At 74.1% G+C, this 17,912-nt stretch carries 17 protein-coding genes and 1 pseudogene; 11 read left to right on the top strand and 7 right to left on the bottom strand.

What is annotated here, in order from left to right; translation table 11 throughout:
• The first annotated feature begins 227 nt into the window (after positions 1-227).
• Positions 228-1,169 carry a non-homologous end-joining DNA ligase gene (ligD, locus tag ACFW9D_RS22050; RefSeq protein WP_384624058.1) on the top strand — a complete coding sequence of 314 codons (942 nt, stop codon included), beginning with the start codon at positions 228-230 and terminating at the stop codon, positions 1,167-1,169.
• Positions 1,170-1,259: 90 nt separating this feature from the next.
• Complete coding sequence (locus ACFW9D_RS22045) at positions 1,260-2,126, top strand: hypothetical protein (RefSeq protein WP_384624056.1); 867 nt, start codon at positions 1,260-1,262, stop codon at positions 2,124-2,126.
• 62 nt (positions 2,127-2,188) lie between these two features.
• Here ACFW9D_RS22045 and ACFW9D_RS22040 read toward each other — a convergent pair whose 3' ends face one another.
• Positions 2,189-2,866, bottom strand: coding sequence for a GntR family transcriptional regulator (locus ACFW9D_RS22040; RefSeq protein WP_384624054.1), 678 nt, complete (start codon positions 2,864-2,866; stop codon positions 2,189-2,191).
• A 183-nt stretch (positions 2,867-3,049) separates the two neighbouring features.
• Between ACFW9D_RS22040 and ACFW9D_RS22035 the strand changes: the two genes are divergently transcribed.
• The 3 genes from ACFW9D_RS22035 to ACFW9D_RS22025 all read left to right on the top strand — a co-directional run bounded on the left by ACFW9D_RS22035 (position 3,050) and on the right by ACFW9D_RS22025 (position 7,036).
• Positions 3,050-4,489: a malonyl-CoA decarboxylase domain-containing protein gene (locus tag ACFW9D_RS22035; RefSeq protein WP_384624052.1), complete on the top strand. Its 1,440-nt coding sequence runs from the start codon at positions 3,050-3,052 to the stop codon at positions 4,487-4,489.
• A gap of 17 nt (positions 4,490-4,506) precedes the next feature.
• Positions 4,507-6,051: an AMP-binding protein gene (locus tag ACFW9D_RS22030; protein WP_384624050.1), complete on the top strand. Its 1,545-nt coding sequence runs from the start codon at positions 4,507-4,509 to the stop codon at positions 6,049-6,051.
• Between the two features lie 67 nt (positions 6,052-6,118).
• Complete coding sequence (locus tag ACFW9D_RS22025) at positions 6,119-7,036, top strand: universal stress protein (protein ID WP_384624048.1); 918 nt, start codon at positions 6,119-6,121, stop codon at positions 7,034-7,036.
• A gap of 23 nt (positions 7,037-7,059) precedes the next feature.
• Here the strand turns inward: ACFW9D_RS22025 and ACFW9D_RS22020 are convergent, their stop codons facing one another.
• Positions 7,060-7,713: a CBS domain-containing protein gene (locus tag ACFW9D_RS22020; protein ID WP_384624046.1), complete on the bottom strand. Its 654-nt coding sequence runs from the start codon at positions 7,711-7,713 to the stop codon at positions 7,060-7,062.
• A gap of 173 nt (positions 7,714-7,886) precedes the next feature.
• Here ACFW9D_RS22020 and ACFW9D_RS22015 point away from each other — a divergent pair, with 173 nt between their 5' ends.
• Together ACFW9D_RS22015 and ACFW9D_RS22010 are read left to right on the top strand one after the other, a co-directional pair.
• The gene (locus tag ACFW9D_RS22015; protein ID WP_384624044.1) at positions 7,887-8,975 is read left to right on the top strand and encodes a zinc-dependent alcohol dehydrogenase family protein; all 1,089 of its coding nucleotides are present in this window, start codon (positions 7,887-7,889) and stop codon (positions 8,973-8,975) included.
• Complete coding sequence (locus tag ACFW9D_RS22010) at positions 8,972-9,832, top strand: universal stress protein (protein WP_384624042.1); 861 nt, start codon at positions 8,972-8,974, stop codon at positions 9,830-9,832. Before ACFW9D_RS22015 ends, ACFW9D_RS22010 begins: the two co-directional genes overlap by 4 nt.
• A gap of 17 nt (positions 9,833-9,849) precedes the next feature.
• On the opposite strand, the gene ACFW9D_RS22005 is transcribed toward ACFW9D_RS22010, so the two are convergent.
• The 4 genes and pseudogenes from ACFW9D_RS22005 to ACFW9D_RS21990 all read right to left on the bottom strand — a co-directional run bounded on the left by ACFW9D_RS22005 (position 9,850) and on the right by ACFW9D_RS21990 (position 12,372).
• Positions 9,850-10,560 (bottom strand): response regulator, encoded by a 711-nt coding sequence (locus tag ACFW9D_RS22005; protein WP_384624040.1) that lies wholly within the window; start codon positions 10,558-10,560, stop codon positions 9,850-9,852.
• Between the two features lie 66 nt (positions 10,561-10,626).
• Positions 10,627-11,271 carry a CBS domain-containing protein gene (locus ACFW9D_RS22000; protein ID WP_384624038.1) on the bottom strand — a complete coding sequence of 215 codons (645 nt, stop codon included), beginning with the start codon at positions 11,269-11,271 and terminating at the stop codon, positions 10,627-10,629.
• Positions 11,272-11,452: 181 nt separating this feature from the next.
• Positions 11,453-11,684, bottom strand: a pseudogene (locus ACFW9D_RS21995) (cyclic nucleotide-binding domain-containing protein); the annotation flags it as partial.
• An 85-nt stretch (positions 11,685-11,769) separates the two neighbouring features.
• Positions 11,770-12,372, bottom strand: coding sequence for a hypothetical protein (locus ACFW9D_RS21990; protein WP_384624036.1), 603 nt, complete (start codon positions 12,370-12,372; stop codon positions 11,770-11,772).
• Between the two features lie 256 nt (positions 12,373-12,628).
• Here ACFW9D_RS21990 and ACFW9D_RS21985 point away from each other — a divergent pair, with 256 nt between their 5' ends.
• The 3 genes from ACFW9D_RS21985 to ACFW9D_RS21975 all read left to right on the top strand — a co-directional run bounded on the left by ACFW9D_RS21985 (position 12,629) and on the right by ACFW9D_RS21975 (position 16,235).
• Positions 12,629-13,558: a universal stress protein gene (locus ACFW9D_RS21985; RefSeq protein WP_384624034.1), complete on the top strand. Its 930-nt coding sequence runs from the start codon at positions 12,629-12,631 to the stop codon at positions 13,556-13,558.
• Positions 13,555-14,400 carry a universal stress protein gene (locus ACFW9D_RS21980; RefSeq protein ID WP_188335473.1) on the top strand — a complete coding sequence of 282 codons (846 nt, stop codon included), beginning with the start codon at positions 13,555-13,557 and terminating at the stop codon, positions 14,398-14,400. The genes ACFW9D_RS21985 and ACFW9D_RS21980 overlap by 4 nt, the downstream gene beginning before the upstream one ends.
• 104 nt (positions 14,401-14,504) lie before the next feature.
• Entirely contained in the window at positions 14,505-16,235 is a 1,731-nt protein-coding gene (locus ACFW9D_RS21975; protein ID WP_384624031.1) for a GAF domain-containing protein, read from the top strand.
• Between the two features lie 34 nt (positions 16,236-16,269).
• Here ACFW9D_RS21975 and ACFW9D_RS21970 read toward each other — a convergent pair whose 3' ends face one another.
• Entirely contained in the window at positions 16,270-17,208 is a 939-nt protein-coding gene (locus ACFW9D_RS21970; RefSeq protein ID WP_384624029.1) for an NAD-dependent protein deacetylase, read from the bottom strand.
• Between the two features lie 294 nt (positions 17,209-17,502).
• Here ACFW9D_RS21970 and ACFW9D_RS21965 point away from each other — a divergent pair.
• A partial coding sequence (locus ACFW9D_RS21965) for a transporter substrate-binding domain-containing protein (RefSeq protein WP_384624027.1) occupies positions 17,503-17,912 on the top strand: 410 nt, incomplete at its 3' end.

The raw sequence follows: 17,912 nt of genomic DNA, 5'->3' as shown, positions 1-17,912 counted from the left end.
ACACCCGGCACGAAAACACCCTCCGGGGCGCCCCCGGCCGCGCCCCCCCCACGCACCCCGGGGCGCGGGCCCGGCGCGCGGGCGCCCCCCCCCACGCCGAACTCGCCGCGGCTCTGGTGCGGGCCGCGCTGGACCGGCACGTGGCGGAGGACTGCCTCGAACGGGCCGCCTGAACGAGAACGAGAACGAGAACAGGAACAGGGAAGTAGGGAAGAAGAGGTGACGCGATGAAGCGGGACCGGACGAGCGGCCTGCGGGTGGGCGCCCACACCGTCACCCTGCACCGGCAGGACAAGGAACTGCTGCCGGCCGGACCAGGGGCGAACGGCGGCCCGGACCTGACCAAAGGCGACCTCGTCGCGTACTACCGCGAGATCGCCCCGCACATGCTCCCGCACCTGCGCGACCGCCCCCTGATGCTGGAACGCCTCCCCGACGGCCTCGACGGCGAGCGGATCATGCAGAAGAACGTCCCCGCGTACTTCCCGGACTGGATCCACCGGTTCGAGGTCGCCAAGGAAGGCGGCACCGTCCTGCACGCGCTGTGCGACGACACCGCGACCCTCGTCTACCTCGCGGACCAGGCGGCCGTCACCCTGCACCGCTGGCAGTCCCGGGCGCCGCACGTGGACCGCCCGGACCGGCTCGTGTTCGACCTCGATCCGCCGGGGGAGGACGACTTCGAGGCCGTCCGCTCCGCCGCCCGCCTCGTGCACGGTCTTCTGGACGAGGTGGGGCTCGCCTCCGGGGTCATGACGACCGGCTCGCGCGGCCTGCACGTCGTCGCGGTCCTGAGGGGCCGGCAGACCTTCGACGAGGTGCGCGACTTCGCCAAGGACGCCGCCGACACACTGGCCGCCGCCCACCCCGACGACCTCACCACCGCCCAGCGCAAGGAGGACCGGGGCGAGCGCCTCTACCTCGACGTGCAGCGCAACGGGTACGCGCAGACCGCCGTGGTCCCGTACACGGTGCGGGCGAGGCCGGGCGGCCCGGTCGCCACGCCCCTCGCGTGGAGCCAGCTCGACGACCCGGACCTGACGGCCCGGAGCTGGACCGTCGACAACGCCCTCGACCAGGCCCGCACGGACCCGTGGGCCGGTCTGGCCCGCAGAGGGCGGGCGATCGGCCCGGCCGCGCGGAAACTCGCCGGACTGCGCGAGAGTTAGTCGCTCCGGACTCTATGGAACGAACCCCGCCAGTGGCACGATATGCGTACAAACTGTACCGACGGTCGGTACACGTTTCCTGGGGCACCCATGAACGTCCAGCTCCACCTCCGACTCCTCGCCGCGGCGGCCTCGACCGGCCTGGCCCTCACCGCGTGCGGGAGCTCCGGCAGTACCTCGCACGCACCGGCATCGCCGTCCGCCCCACCGGACACGCCGGCCTCCTCGTCCCCGTCCCCGCGCTCCGCCGCCGCTCCCGCCCCGCCGGGAACGACGACGGGCCTCACGCCGCAGACGTACAAACCGACGGCCCTGCCCGAGCCGAAGACCCGGACCGCGCACGCGTCCGGCCTCGGCCGCCTCCAGCCGCTGTGGCCGTTCACCTCCCTCGCGCAGGCGCGGGCCTGGGAGCGTGACTACCACTCGGGCGGCCACCAGCCCTGGCACCTCGACCCCGACCTGACCGCCCTCGCCTTCACCCAGGGCTACCTGGGCTTCCAGGACATCGGCCGCGTCTCCTCGCACCACGTCAGCGGGCGGCACGCCCACATCGGCGTGGGCCTCAGCAAGCCCAAGGGGGTCACCGGTACCGCCGCGATCATCCACCTCGTGCGCTACGGCACCGGCCGCGACGCTCCCTGGGAGGTCGTCGGCACCGACGACACGACGTTCTCCCTGACCCTGCCCGCGTACGGCGCGACCGTGCGCTCCCCGCTCCTGACCGGCGGACGGATCACCGGCGTGGACGAGAGCATCCGCGTCCAGGTCCGCCAGCCGTCGTCCGGGGCGCCGCTCGGCACGGCCTGTTGCGTCGCGGCCGGCGGCAACAACCAGCCGTGGAAGGAACGGGTCTCCTACCGGGGCGCCACGAACCGGGTGCTCACGGTCGTCGCCACCACCGGTGGCCACGTCGCCGAGGTCGAACGCTTCACGGTCACGGCGGTGCACCCCGGCTGACCCCGCAGGCCGCCCGTCCACCGTCCCCGGACGCGTCCGGGGACGGTGAGGCGCGCCGTCGCTCAACCCGCCCCGCGCACCGGATCCATCAACTGCCGCCAGGTCCGCACCAGTTGGCTGAACTCCTTGACCTGGACCAGGACGTGGTCGCGCGCCGCGTTCTCCGCCGTCTCGGCGTCGCCGCGGCGGACGGCGTCGGCGATCGCACGGTGCTCGGCCAGCGAACGGCGCATACGGTCCGGGACGCGCAGCTGGAGCCGGCGGTACGGCTGGAGGGCGCGCTTGAGCGCGTGGGCCTGCCGGCGCAGGTACTCGTTGCCGCAGGAGTCGTAGACGATGCCGTGGAACCGGGCGTTCGCGTAGTAGTAGGGGTCCGCGTCACCGGCCGCCGCGTGTCGCTCGCACTCCAGCAGCGCCCCCTCGAGCTCCTCCAGGGCCTCCTGGTCGATGCTCCGGGCGGCGAGCCGCGCCGCCATCCCCTCCAGCTCGGCCATGACCTCGAAGCGCTCGGCCAGCTCGGAGACGCTCAGCTCGGTGACGTACGTGCCCTGCTTGGGGCGGATCTGCACGAGCCCCGAGCGTTCCAGGGCCTGGAGTGCCTCGCGGATCGGGGTGCGCGAGCAGCCGAACTCCTCCTCCAGACGTGCGGGATCCAGCCGCTCGCCGGGACGGTAGTGACCGTCGACGACAGCGTTCTCGAGCGCGTCCCGCACGCGCTGGGACTCCGGGACCCGGGCCATGTGCACCTCCGAGCGGTCAGGTTATCCGGGTGGGCGGGGGGTGGTGCTCCCGCCCTGATGTGTCCTACGGTGGCGCTGTTATATATATCGTCGGTCCTCATGGATTTCATGCGGGGAAGCGACGAGGACGACGGGACGACGGCCGGGCGCGCGCGACCCGGGAGGTACGGAAGGTGTGCGGACATGGAACGTCACGACGGCTGGCTGCTGACCGACCTGTTCCAGGTGCTCGGGCGGCGGCGCGCCGCGTCCGCCCCCGCCGGGGACCTCGCCGCCCCGCCCGTCGACCCACCGCTCGACCCCCCGCTGGACCAGCTGCTCGCCGCCTGCGAAGTCCTGATGAGCGATGTCGGCGAGGCCTCCCTGCGCGCGGTCGCGACCCGCGCCCTCGCCGCCTACGACGCCCTCGACGACGACGGCAAGCGGCTCTTCTTCCACCACGTCACCCGCACCTACGACGCCGACGCCGACCGGGTCCGCGACGCCTTCCGCCGCTGGGAGGAGGCCCGCGCCGCCGGATCCCGCGCCGAGCAGGAACTGGTCCGCCTCTTCGACGTGGTCGAACCGCCCCGCCAGCAACTGCTGCGCCGTATGAACCACGCCCCCGACGCCACCCTCGCCCTCGTCGAGATGCGCGCCGACCTGCGCCGCCTGATGCGCCACGACCCGGAACTGCGCCCCCTCGACCACGACTTCCACCACCTGCTCACCTCCTGGTTCAACCGCGGCTTCCTGCGCATGGCGGAGGTCACCGGGGACGCGCCGGAGGAACTGCACGAGCACCTCATGCGCGGCGAGAAGGTCCACCCGATGGGGAGCGCCGCCGAACTGCGCCGCCGCATCGACCCCGAGGACCGCGCCGTCTACGCGTTCTTCCATCCGGCCACCGGGGACGTGCCGCTCATCTTCGTCGAGGTCGCCCTGGTGCGCGGCCTGCCCGACCGGATCGCCCCGCTCCTCGATCCCGGCCCGGCCCTGAGCCCCGCCGACGCCGACACGGCGGCCCTCTACTCGATCAACAACGCCCTGGACGGCCTCGCCGGAGTTTCCTTCGGCAGCTTCCTCATCAAGCAGGTCATCGAGCAGGTGGGTGAACAGCTCCCGCACCTGACGCAGTTCGCGACGCTCTCGCCCCTCCCCGGATTCCGGCGCTGGCTCGTCGAGCAGGCCGCACAGGATGCCGGGCTCGACACGCTCGTACGGGAACTGGACGCCCTGGACGGGACGGCGGGCCTCGCCGCGGCGGACGCCGAACGGCTCCGCGCCCGCCTCCTGCCCGCCCTGGCCCGGTACGTCGCCGTCGAGCGGCTCCCCGACGGCCGCCCCCTCGACCCGGTCGCCCGCTTCCACCTGGGTAACGGAGCCGCCGCCTGGCAGTTGAACTGGCCGGCGAACGACTCCGCCGAGGCATGGCGGCAGTCGTACGGCGCGATGATCAACTACCGCTACGAGCCGGGGCAGCTGGAGCGCCGGCACGAGGACTTCGTCCGCCGCGGCACCGTCGCCCTCGGCGGACCGCTCCGCGCCGCCTTCCCCGTCCCCGAGCCCCGTCCGTCCGCCGCACCGACTTCCCCGGCATCCGCTTCCGCCGCATCACCGTCCGTCGCTCCGAGCGATCGATGAGAGAGGAACACCCCCCGATGGCACCCGCGTTCACCCCCGTCCACCGATCCTTCGCCGAGCAGGTCGGACGACGGCCCGACAAGGCGCTCTTCGAGCTGCCCGACGGCCGGAAGATCACCTACCGCGAGACGGCCGACACCGTGGCCCGCATCGCCGCCCGCCTCGTCGCCGACGGCGTCACCCCCGGCGACCGGGTCGCCATGCAGGTGGACAAGTCCCCGGAGGCCATCGCCCTGTACCTGGCGACCCTGCGGATCGGCGGCGTCTTCCTGCCGCTCAACACCGCCTACACGGGCGCCGAGATGGAGTACTTCATCGGCGACGCCCGGCCGCGCGTCCTCGTCTGCTCCCCGGAGCGGCAGGCCGACCACGCCCATCGCGCGGGCCCCGACCTCGTCGTCGAGACCCTCGGCACCAAGGGCGACGGCACCCTCCTGGAAAGCGAGGCCCGGCACGACGAGGCCGTCGACGCCGCCGCCGACGACCCCGCGGCCATCCTCTACACCTCCGGAACCACCGGCCGCTCCAAGGGCGCCGTCCTGACCCACGGCAACCTCGCCTCCAACTGCGCGGCCCTCCTGGAGGCCTGGCAGTTCACCGGCCGGGACCGGCTGATCCACGCCCTGCCGATCTTCCACGTCCACGGCCTCTTCGTCGCCGCGAACATGGTGCTCGCGTCCGGCGCCTCCATGTACTACCTCCCGAAGTTCGACGCCGACACGGTCGTCGGCCTCCTGCCCCGCGCCACGGTCCTCATGGGCGTACCGACCTTCTACACGCGGCTGGTCAAGCACGAGCGGCTCACCCCGCAGACCTGCGCGTCGATGCGGCTGTTCGTCTCCGGCTCCGCCCCGCTGCTCGCGAGCGACCACGCGGCCTTCGAGGCCCGCACCGGACACGCCATCCTGGAGCGCTACGGGATGACCGAGACCGGCATGAACACCACCAACCCGTACGAGGGCGGCCCGCGCAAGCCCGGCACCGTCGGCAAGCCGCTGCCCGGCACCGAGATCCGGGTCGTGGACGCCGAGAGCGGCGAGCCGCTGCCGGACGGCGAGGTCGGCAGCATCGAGGTGCGCGGACCCAATGTCTTCAGCGGGTACTGGCAGATGCCGGAGAAGACCGCCGCCGAGTTCCGCGCGGACGGCTTCTTCATCACCGGCGACCTCGGCCGCGTCGACGAGGACGGCTACCTCTGCATCGTCGGCCGGGGCAAGGACCTCGTCATCTCCGGCGGCTACAACATCTACCCCAAGGAGATCGAGGAACTGCTCGACGCCCACCCGGCCGTCCTGGAGTCCGCCGTGATCGGCGTCCCGCACCCGGACTTCGGCGAGACCGTCGTCGCCGTCGTCGTCCCGGCCCCCGGCCAGGAGCCCACGGAGGCGGAGCTGCTCCGGTCCGTCGCGGGCGACCTCGCCCGGTTCAAGCACCCGCGGGCCGTACGGATCGTCGACGCCCTGCCCCGCAACGTGATGGGCAAGGTGCAGAAGGCCGAGCTGCGGAAGCGGTACCAGGACCTGTTCGCGGGCCCGGACCCCCTCGGGACCGACCGGCCCTAGCCTCCGCCCGGCGGGGGTGCGAGCGTGGAAGGACGGGACGCCCCGCGACCGAGAGGCGGTGGGCCCGATGGAAGCTCCTCTGGTGGTGGGTGTCGACGGCTCCGAAGGGAGCCTGAGAGCGCTGGACTGGGCCGTCGACGAGGCGGTGCGGCACGGGCGTCCGCTGCAGATGGTGCACGCCTCGCTGTGGGAACGGTACGAGGGCACCGCGCCGGCCGGGACGCGCGAGCGCCCCTGGGGCCAGGTCCTCGCCGAGAACATCCTCGGCGGAGCCGTCGAGCGGGCGCGTAACCGGTCCCGGGCGGTCACCGTCACCACGTACGTCGCCGGTGAGGACGCCGCGGGGGCGCTGCTGCGCGCCGGGCGATCCGCCGTCGCCGTGATCGTGGGGTCGCGCGGGCGCAGTGAGATGGGCGACCTGCTGCTCGGGTCGGTCGGCCTCGTCGTCGCCGCCCGCTCCTCGTGCCCGGTCGTCGTCGTCCGCGGCGACCGCGACGCCCTGGAGGCGCGGCACGGCCGGATCCTGCTCGGCGTCGGCGAGCACGACACGGACTCGCCGGCCGTCCGCTTCGCCTTCCGCGAGGCGGCGGTCCGTAAGGCGGAGCTCGACGCGGTCCACACCTGGCGCAAGCCCGCCCACGAACCCGTCGACCACCCCCTCCTGACCCGGGGCGAGGCCCCCTTCTTCGAGCACCGCGCCGCCGAGACCCTGGACCTGGCGATCGCGGCGGCGACGCGGGAGCACCCCGAGGTGCCCGTACGCCGCGCCCTCGTGGAAGGCGCCCCGCACCGCGTACTGACCGACCGCTCGGCCGCCGCCGACCTCCTCGTCCTCGGCGCCGGCCACCGCCACCACTGGGCCGGCCTCCAGCTCGGCCGAGCCGCCCACCGCGCCCTGCACCACGCCGCGTGCCCGGTCGCGATCGTCCCGCAGCACCCTCCGGAGGAGGCGGCGCGGGAGACCGAGGGGCCCACGCCGGGCTGAGGATCCGAAATCCGGGCTCCCGCTCAGCGCTGCGCGTCGGAGGTGAGGCGGCACCGTACGTCCACGACCCCGTCGACCGCGCGGGCCAGGCGCTCCGCCAGCGGCACGAGGGCGGCATCGGTCACGGCGCCGGAGAGCGTGACGACGCCCGCCTCGACCCGGACGCCGATCCGGGCGTGCGAGAGCGGGAACAGGGGAGTGACGACGTCGTGGCGGACCGCGTCGGCGATTTCGGCGTCGGGGCGGAGGAAGACCTTGAGGAGGTCGGAACGGCTGACGATGCCCTGGATCGTGCCGTGCTCGTCGACCACCGGCAGCCGTTTGACGTGCCGCGTCGCCATCAGCCGGGCGGCCTGCGGGAACGTGGCGTCCGGCCCGACGGTGACGGCGGGAGAGGTCATGAGGTCCGCGGCACGGTCGGCGCCCGCCTTCGCCGTGGCCTCCCGCCGCCGCACCTGCTCGACCAGCCCGAGACGGCGGTCGTGGAACTCCTCCTTCAGGATCAGGTCGGCCTCGGACACCACCCCGACGACCCGGCCCTCGCCCTCGATCACGGGCAGCGCGGTCACCTTCCAGCGCGCCATCGTCTCGACGATCTCCTTGAACTCCGCCCCCGGCCGCACCGCGACCACCTTCCGGGTCATCACGTCGCCCACCGTGAACACCTGTGAGGTCATGACGTCTCCTTCGGCCGCGCCTCCACCCTGGCCCCCGCCAGGAGCGCACGGCAGGGCCCGAGGGGGCCCACCTGGGGGCCGACCGGCCCATGCGCCGCACGCCGGGGCGGGAGCAGCCTGGACGGTGAGCGCCGCGGGGAACGGACCCCCGGGCCGTGCGGAAGGCGATCGACATGAAGGCTCTCGTGTTCCAGGGCCCCGGCGAGGTCGCCTGGCAGGACGCACCCGACCCCGACGTCCAGGACGCGACGGACGCGATCGTCCGCGTCGACGCCGTCACCCTGTGCGGAACGGACCTGCACATCGTCAAGGGCCACGTCCCCGATGTGGAGCCCGGCCGGATCCTCGGCCACGAGGCGGTGGGCACGGTGGTGGAGACGGGCGCGGACGTCCGCACCGTCCGTCCGGGGGATCGCGTCCTGATCTCCTGCGTGTCCAGCTGCGGACGCTGCCGGTTCTGCCGCGAGCGGCGCTACGGACAGTGCCGCGGCGGAGGCGGCTGGGTGCTGGGCCACCTCATCGACGGCACCCAGGCCGAGTACGTCCGCGTCCCCTTCGCCGACCTGTCCGTGCACCCCCTGTCGAACGCGGTGGACAGCTTCGACGCCGTGCTTCTCGCGGACATCTTCCCCACCGCGTACGAGGTTGGCGTCCTCAACGGCCGCGTCCGCCCCGGCGACACCGTCGTCGTGGTCGGCGCCGGCCCCATCGGACTCGCCGCGATCCGCACCGCCCGCCTCTACAGCCCCGGCCGGATCATCGCCGTGGACCTGGCCACGTCCCGTCTCGAAGCCGCGAGCCGGATGGGCGCGGACGCCGTCGTCGGCGCCGACGACGGTCCCGAGGAGCTCGTCGCCGAACTGACCGACGGGCTCGGCGCCGACGTCGTCATGGAGGCGGTGGGCGCTCCCGAGACGTTCGAGACGTGCACGCGGATGGTCCGCCCCGGCGGTCGCGTCGCGAACATCGGCGTCCACGGCAGGCCCGTCGCGCTGCACCTCGAAGACCTGTGGATCAAGGACGTCACCATCACCACGGGGCTGGTCGACACGTGCTCGACCCCGATGCTGCTGAGCATGATGACGGCCGGGCGCCTCCCCACGGCGGACCTGGTCACGCACCGCTTCGCGCTCGGGCAGATGGAGGAGGCGTACGACGTCTTCGGCCGGGCGGCGGAGACCGGCTCGATCAAGGTGGCCCTGGGCGGCCCCCGGCACACCGAGGTCACGGCCGCCCCGCTGCGCGTCGGAGCGTCGGCATGACCACCGGCACGCGACCCCGCACGGTCGTCGTGGGCGTCGATCCCGCCCGCACCGGCCGGCTCGCGACGGCTTGGGCCGCCGACGAGGCCGACCTGCGCGGACTGCCGCTGCGCCTGGTCGCCGCCCTGGAGCCGGCGCCCGACACCTGGCACGCCACCGACGCGGCCCGCCACCGGGCCCGCGCCGAGGCGAGGGCGGAGGCGCTGCGCCGGGCGGCCGACGCGGTGCGCGCCCGTCACCCCGGGCTGAGCGTCAGCTCCGCGCTGCTGCGCGGAGCCCCCGCCGTCGTCCTGGCCGGCCTGGCGCAGGAGGCCGCCCTGATGGTCCTCGGCTCGCGCCACCTCAGCCGCACCGAGGAGTTCCTCAGCGCCGGTTCCCTGGTCGTCCCGGTCACCGCGCAGGCCCGCTGCCCCGTCGCCGTCGTGGGCGACGCGGAACACAGCACCCAGGAACGGCCGTACCTCGTCGTGGGCATCGACGGGAGCCCGGCCGCGCAGGGCGCGCTCGCCCTGGCCTGCGAGGAGGCGGATCTGCGGGGCTGTCTGCTGCGCGCCGTCGCCGTCCGGCAGCCGCCGCTCTTCCCCACGCGTCCGGAGGGCGCCTGGCTGGACGGCGAGCGCCGGCTGCTCGCGGAGGCGACCGCCGGCTGGGCCGAGAAGTACCCCGACGTCACGATCACCCACGAGGGGCTGGCCGGGTCGCCCGTCGAACGGCTCGCGGAGGCCGCCGGACACGCCCTCGCCGTCGTCGTCGGCCGCCGGGGCCGCGGCGGCTACACGGGCATGCGCGTCGGCTCCGTCGTGCACGGACTGCTGCACCGCGCGCACTGTCCCGTGATCACCGTGCCCGCCGAATGACCCCGCGGGCCGGCGGCTCAGGCGTCGTCGGAGTGCTGCGGACGGGCCTGCGCGTCACGGGCCTGCGTGGCGATCACGGCGGCCTGGACCCGGCGCTCGACGCTGAGTTTGCCGAGCAGGCGGGAGATATGGTTCTTGACCGTCTTCTCGGACAGGTAGAGCCGCTGGGCGATCTGCCGGTTGGTGAGCCCCTCGCCGATGAGGTCGAGGACCGAGCGCTCGCGGTCGGACAGCGCCGCGAGGCGGTCGTCGGCGGGCTGCTTCGCCGCGTCGGTGTCCCGCAGGGAGTGCATGAGGCGGGCCGTGGTCGCCGGATCCAGCATCGACTGCCCCGTCGCCACGGTCCGTACCGCCGAGACGAGGTCCGAGCCCTTGATCTGCTTCAGGACGTAGCCGGCGGCCCCGGCCATGATGGCGTCGAGCAGGGCGTCCTCGTCGTCGAACGACGTCAGCATCAGGCAGGCCAGGCCGGGCATCCGGGACCGCAGCTCCCGGCACACCCCGATCCCGTCCCCGTCGGGCAGCCGTACGTCGAGGACGGCCACGTCGGGCGCGAGGGCCGGGCCCCGGGCCAGCGCCTGGCCCACCGTGGAGGCCTCACCGACCACCTGAAGGTCGGGCTCGTCGTCGATCAGGTCGCGCAGGCCCCGGCGGACGACCTCGTGGTCGTCGACGAGGAAGACCCGGGTGGCCGGCCTGTCGGGAGCCGCTGCCGGCTGCTCGTTCATCGCGCCCCCTGCCATCGGAAACGGTCGGAGAGGAACGGTGGCGTGCGCCCTCACGACAATTTTCCGTCACACGGCGCTTTCGTGGGCGCCGAAATCGACGTGGACGTCCACGACGCCCTCCACGGCCCGCACGGCCCGCGCGATCAGCGGCACGAGCGAGCGGTCGGCGAGCCCGCCCCGCACGGTGGCCACACCCTCGTCGACCGTGACGGTCAGCCCGGTGAGCGCGTTCGAGGCGAGGACGGTGCGGCGGATCTCCGCGGCGATCTCGGCGTCCTCGCGCAGAAACACCTTGAGCAGGTCGCTGCGGCTGCACACGCCCTCGAGCAGGCCGATCTCGTCGACCACCGGCAGCCGCTTGAGCCGGCGCTGCGCCATGATGCGCGCGGCCTCGGCCAGCGTCGCGTCCGCCCGCACCGTCACCGCCGGGCTCGACATCAGCTCCCCGGCCCGCACGGCCCCCGCCTTCGCCGCCGCGGCGAACTGCCCGGGCCGCGGCTCGGCGTCCCGGAAAGCCTCCTTGACCAGCAGATCCGCCTCCGAGACGACGCCGACGACGCGCCCCTCGCCGGCGAGCACGGGCAGGGCGCTCACCTTCCACTGGTCCATGAGGGCGACGATCTCCTTGTACGGGGCGTTCTCACCGATCGCCACCGCCGTGTGCGTCATGACATCGCTGACCGTGTACCGCGCAGGGGGTCCGGCGGGCATCGGGGCCACCTCCTCGCTCTCCTTCCAGTCTCGCTCCGGCGGCCGCGGAGCGGAGAGGGCCGATCGGCCCGGGGAGGGGCCCACCGGGCCCCTGCCCGGAACGCCGCGCGCTGCCCAGACTTGAAGGCGGGCCCGACCCGAGGAGGCCGCCATGAGCGCACCGTCACCCACCCGCATCGCCGGCGGCCGCGTCGAACTCGTAGGCCCGTACGGGCGTCATCGCGTCGGCGCCCAGCCGCCACACGTACGGCTTGAACAGCCAGGAGCAGCCGACCAGTTCACCGGCGTCGAGCCGCTCGATGACCGCGGGCCGGCGCCGGGACATGGACGTCGAGGGCCACGGTGCCCGAGCGCACGATCCAGAAGCGGTCGGCGTGCCCGCCCTCGTTGAAGAGCCGGGTGCCGGCGCCCACCGGCTGTGGGCCGCCCGGGTCCGCCTGCTCGACCTGTACGCGCCCTACGGCAGCGGCGAAGGGCTCTGAGCCTCCGACGCCGGGATCAGCCCTCGCCGGGCCCCTGGCCGGGGCCGCGGCGCAGCCGGCCCGACCACGCCGGTTCGACGTCCGCCCACTCGGCCGCCCAGTCCCGCGCACAGCGTGCGTCCACCCTGCGCAGGCGGACGCGGACGAACGCGCCGGCGGCGAGCGCGACGACACAGGAGGCGCCGACGCCGTACCCGATGGCGGCCATCGTGATGTCGGTGGTGCCGGGCGGGGCGCCGGCGGCGTTCCCGCGATCGTCCGTCCAGGTCATGACCGTGTCACCGGTGCGGGTCGTGGCGGTCACCGGCACGGTCCCGGTGTGGACCCGGCCCGCGCGGTCGTGCCAGGTCGCCCGGGCGACGATGTCCGGGGCGCTCTCCGGCTGGGCCGCCGACCGGTAGATCCGGGGCGACACCGTCGTCGCCGGCAGGAGATGACGGTGCTGCGCCACCTCGGCGGCGGACCGCCGGCCCGCGTCCCAGGCGGCCCCGCCCGCCGTACCGCCGCACGCCACCGCCACCAGACAGACCGGCACGAGGGCGGAGCGCAGCCGGGCCCGGGTGCGGTCCGCCTTCCGCAGCAGCGGATTGGACGGGTCGGGAGTCGTCCGTCGCCACATGGTGCACCTCCGCACTCGCTCGTGCCGTCGCGTCGCGCGCGAGGCACCCCCTCGTACGGGTCCGGTCCCGCCGGGGCCCGGTCATCCCAGCCTCGGCCCGCCGCCGGGCCGCGCAGCAGGGCCGGGCAGGCCTCTTCGGGGACCGAACGGCCCATGTTCCGTGCGGCGGGGGAGGTGCGAGCGTGGAAGGTGTCGTTCCGCGAGGGCCGTCCGGGCGGGCACGGGTCGCTCCGGACGGTTCCCCCGAGGAGGAGCCATGGACAGCGAGGACCGCGTGAAACCCCGGCTCGGAGACGTCGTCGCAGGCGTCGACGGGTCCCCCTCGGCACGCGCCGCGGCGCTGTGGGCGGCCGCGGAGGCCGTCCGGCGCGAACGCCCCCTGCACCTCGTCCACGCCGCCGACACCGACCGGCGCGCGCTCTACACCGACGCCGACACCCTCCAGGACGTCCGGGAGGCCGGCCGCGACCTGCTCATCGACATCGCCGAGGCGGTCGCCGCCGAACACCCCGGGCTCGTCGTCACCCGCGAACTGAGCCGCCAGGAGCCGGTGGCCGCCCTGCGCGCCGCGGCCGGCCGAGGCGGCACGGTCGTCGTCGGCAGCCGAGGCCTGGGCGGCTTCGCGGCCCTCCTGCTCGGCTCCGTCGGCCTCGGTGTGGCGGCCCGCGCCGAGGGACCCGTCGTGGTCGTACGGGGAGCGGAGGACCGGCCCCGGCACGGCTCCGTGACCGCGGCCGTGCACGACGCGGAGGACCTCGACTGGCTGCCGCTCGCCGCGGCGGAGGCCGAGGCCCGCAAGTCCGTGCTGCGGCTCGTGAGCGTGTGGAACGTGTTCGCGCACGTGGGCGAGGTCGCCACGATGCTCGACGACCTCGACGGCACGGCCAGGAAGCGCGTGCACGCCATGAAGGACCTGGCCGACGCGGTCCGCGCGGTCTACCCGGACCTCGTCGTCGGCCACCACGTGGAGACCGGCACCAGCACCCCCGGCATCCTCATGCAGGCCAGTGACCACACCGATCTGATCGTGATGGGCAGGGGAGGCCGCCGCCTCGGCGTCGGACCCGCCCTGGGCCGCGTCGCGCACGCCCTGATCCACCACGCCCACTGCCCCGTGCAGATCGTGCCGCACACCGCCCCGCACACCCCGCCGCACAACCTGCCGACCGGCGGCGAGGGCTCATGAACGAGGTCGTCGTCGGTGTCGATCCCCAGGAGCTGTCCGTGCCGGCCCTGCTCCGGGCCGCCGACGAGGCCGCCTGGCGAGGCCTGCGACTGCACCTGGTCTGCGCGGTGCCGCCCGTCCACGACCACCTCCTGTACGACGCGGTCAACCACCGCGCCGCGCTGCGCATCCGGGCCGGCTCCGCGCTCGCCGACGCCGAGGACCTGGTCCGTGACCTGCACCCCGGCCCGTCACCGGTCACGGAACTCGTCGACGGCCCGCCGGCCGCCGTCCTGCGCGAGCGCGCCGCCCGCGCGACGCTCACCGTCGTGGGCTCACGCCGCCTGGGCCGGATCGCGGAGGTCCTCGCCGAGAGTTCGGTCGTCCTGCCGCTCGTCACGGGCGCGGACGGGCCCGTCGCCGTCGTGCGGTCCCCGGAGCACGCCGTCGACCCTCCGCCCACCGTGGTCGTCGGCGTCGACGGCAGCGTGTCGTGCCGGGCCGCCGTCGCCTTCGCCGTGGAGGAGGCCGTCCTGCACGGGGCGCGGCTGCACGCCGTGTGGGTCTGGCCCCGGCCGGTGTTCGCCGAGGACGACGACGCGACGGGCCTCGCCGGGCAGCGGGCGCTCGCCGAGGCGGTGGCCGGACAGGCCGACCGCCACCCGGACCTCGAGATCACCCAGGAGATCCTGCGCGGACACCCGGTCGAACAGCTCGCCGTGGCCGCGCACGCGTCCCTCGCGCTCGTCGTCGGCCGCCGCGGCGGGGGCGGCTTCACCGCCCTGCGGCTCGGCTCCACGGCGTACGGTCTGCTGCACCACGCGGAATGCCCCCTGGTCGTCGTACCCCCGCCCGGTACCTGAGCCGGGGGCGCGGACACCCGCGCGCCCTGCGGCGATCCCCATGCCTGGCTACCGTGGGAGGCGGCAGGGAACATCAGCGGCCGGAGCTGGCGTCGGAGGAACCGATGGGCCGGGAGAACAACGAATTCGCCGAGGGGCGGCTTCCGCGCCTGCGCCTCGACGAACTCCTGGAGGAACTTCAGGCGCACATCGACGAGGTGCGCGGCACCCGCGAACGCCTCGACGGACTCCTCGACGCCGTGATGTCCGTCGGCCGGGGCCTCGACCTGCCGCAGGTGCTGCGCGGCATCGTGGAGGCGGCGGTCGTCCTCGTCGACGCCGAGTACGGCGCCCTGGGCGTCATCGGCGACGACAACAAGCTCTCCGCCTTCCTGCCGGTCGGCATCGACGACGAGCTCCACCGGCAGATCGGCGCGCTGCCCTCCGGGCACGGCATCCTCGGCGAGCTCATCCGGCACCCCCACCCGCTCCGCCTCGCCGAACTGTCCGCGCACCCCGCCTCGTACGGCTTCCCGCTGCACCACCCGCCGATGCACACGTTCCTGGGCGTCCCGATCCGGGTCCGCGACGAGATCTTCGGCAATCTGTACCTGACCGAGAAGCGCGGCGGCGTCGAGTTCGACGCGGAGGACCAAGCCGTCCTGACCACCCTGGCCGTCGCCGCCGGCATCGCCATCGAGAACGCCCGCCTCTACGAGGAGGGCCGGCTGCGCCAGCGCTGGCTGGCCGCCAGCACCGAGTTCACCAGCGCCCTGCTCTCCGGCGCGCAGGAGACCGAGGTGCTCGGCAGCATGGTGGACCGGGCCGTGGACATCGCCGACGCCGACATCGGGGTCTTCTACATGGTCGGGCCGGGCGGCGAGCTGCGCGGGTCGCTGGCCCACGGGGAGGGCTCCGAGGTGCACGAGGGCGTCGTCCTGCCCAGCAGCGCCGGCACCCTCGCCTCCGCCGCGCTCGCCCAGCAGGGCCTGGTCACCGTCATGGACGTCGAACACGACGAACGGGTCACCGTGCAGCCCGAGCGGTGGCGCGGCTTCGGCCCCGCCGTCGCCGTCACCGTGGGCACGAAGGAACGGCTCAGCGGCGTGCTGATCCTTGCGCGGCGCAGCGGACGGCCCCCCTTCTCGATGGTGGAGACCACGGCGCTGCCCGCTTTCGTCGGACAGGCGGCGATCGCCCTGGAGCTGGCCGAACGGCGGCGTGACGCGGAGCAGGTCAGCCTCCTCGAGGACCGCGACCGGATCGCCCGCGACCTGCACGACCTCGCCATCCAGCGGCTCTTCGCCACGGGCATGACGCTGCAGAGCGCCCGGCGCTTCGTCGAGCACCCCGAGGCCGTGCACCGCCTGTCGCGCGCCATCGACGACCTGGACGCCACCATCAAGATCATCAGGGCGACCATCTTCGGCCTGCGGGAGCACGAACGCGCCGGGGTCGCGCCGAAACTGCGCAGCCGCGTCGTCAAGGCGGTCGAGACGGCGGCGGCTGCCCTCGGCTACGCCCCGGCCCTGCGCATGGAGGGCCTGCTCGACACGGACGTTCCGGCGCAGACGGCCGAGGAGGTCGTCGCGGTCATCGGGGAGGCGCTCACGAACGTGGCCCGGCACGCGCAGTCCCGGCAGGCCGAGGTGTCGGTGGTCGCGGAGGCCGGTGTCCTGACGGTGGCGGTGAGCGACGAGGGCGTCGGTATCCCGCCGGGCGTCGTGCGCTCCGGGCTGCGCAATCTGGCGGAGCGGGCCGAGCGCCTGGGCGGCGAACTGTCGGTCACCGCGCGGGGAGAGCAGGGCGGCACCCTGCTCGAATGGCGCGTACCGCTGAGGGCCGAGGGTTCCTGATCCCGTCTGACCCGGACGAAAGGCCCTGGCCCCGTCAGCTCGCCTCCGGGGCCGCGACCGCCACCTCCGTCACCTCCGCGGCCTCCGTCGTGTCGACGGGGACGCCGAGGCGGGCGGCCACGGCGGGCAGGGCCTCGCCCAGGGGGAGGGCGATCCGGGTGCGGGCGTGGGTGTCGCCGCGGGTGGGGTCCCGGTTCACGATGAGCACCGGGGTGCCGGCCGCGGCCGCCTGACGGACGAAGCGGAGCCCGGACATCACCGTCAGCGAGGAGCCCAGGACCAGCAGGGACGTGGCAGCGCGGACCAGCTCGCGGCAGTGCTCGACGCGCGGTGGCGGAACCGGCTCGCCGAAGAACACGACGTCCGGTTTGAGGTCGCCGCCGCAGGCCGTGCACGGCGCCACCCGGAAGTCGCCGACCTGCTCGTCGGTGAGGTCGGCGTCGCCGTCCGGGTTGATCGCCGAGGCCACCGGGGCGAAGCCGGGGTTCGACTCCTCGAGGCGCCGGGTCAGCTCGTCCCGCGGGCTGAACGCGCCGCAGGACAGGCAGACGACCCGGTCCAGGCTCCCGTGCAGCTCGACGACGTCCGCGCTGCCGGCGGCCTGGTGCAGCCCGTCGACGTTCTGCGTGATCGTCCCCGAGAGCAGACCGTGCCGCCCGAACGCGGCCACGGCCCGGTGCCCCGGATTGGGCCGGGCCCGGACGAAGGTCCGCCGCCCGAGGTGGCTGCGCGCCCAGTACCGGCGCCGGGCCGAGGCGCTCGCGGTGAAGTCCTGGTAGGTCATCGGGGTGTGCCGGCTGAGACTGCCGCCCTCGCCCCGGTAGTCGGGGATCCCCGACTGCGTGGAGATCCCGGCGCCGCTGAGCACGAGGACCCCGCCGGCGCCCAGCGCGTCGACGACCGGGCCCAAGTCCGTGGTGCCCGGCGGAAGATCGTCGGGCGGCGTCCAGTGCAGTGTGGGGCGCATGCGCATGCCGCCAGGGTACGGAACCGGCCGGGACGCGGCCCGTCTCGGTTGAAGAATATTCAGCCGTCAGGTCTATGCATGAATCCATTCCCGGATTAGCCTGACGGCGCTCTCCTCACCCAACGGGAGTGTTCCACCGCCGCGTTTCGCTCGACGCGGCCACATGCCCTGCATCGGATCTGCATCGGGCCTGCCCTCGCGTCTGTGCGCGGCGGCACCCCTCACGCATCACCGTCCCCGTTCCAAGGCCTCGAGGTGCCCTCCCTCGACCGCCTTCTTGTCCCGCAGGAGGAATTCCAGATGAACGCAGAGACCGCCCGACGCGTGGCCGGCGCCAGAACCCGACTGGTCGCGGCCGGCGCCGTCGCCGTAGCAGGCGTCCTCCTGCTGGCCGGCTGCGGTGACCAGACCGGGAGTGGGAACGACGACGGCAAGGCCGCCGGAGGGTCGAAGAGCGCGCCGCTGGCCGACAAGCTCCCCAAGGAGATCCGCGACAAGGGCGTCGTCCGGGTCGGCTCCGATCTCGCCTACGCGCCCGTGGAGTTCAAGGACAAGTCGGGTGGGGTCATCGGGATCGACCCCGACATCGCCGCCGCTATGGGCAAGCAGCTCGGTGTGAAGTTCGAGTTCGAGAACGGCACCTTCGACACCCTCGTCACGGGCCTTCGCTCGAACCGCTACGACATCGCGATGTCGGCCATGACGGACAC

This window comes from Streptomyces sp. NPDC059524, from assembly GCF_042749255.1.
In the GTDB taxonomy this organism is placed as follows: Bacteria; Actinomycetota; Actinomycetes; order Streptomycetales; family Streptomycetaceae; genus Streptomyces; species Streptomyces xanthii.
Note: the sequence above shows the minus strand (reverse complement) of the source record. Positions and strands in the feature narration are given on the sequence as shown.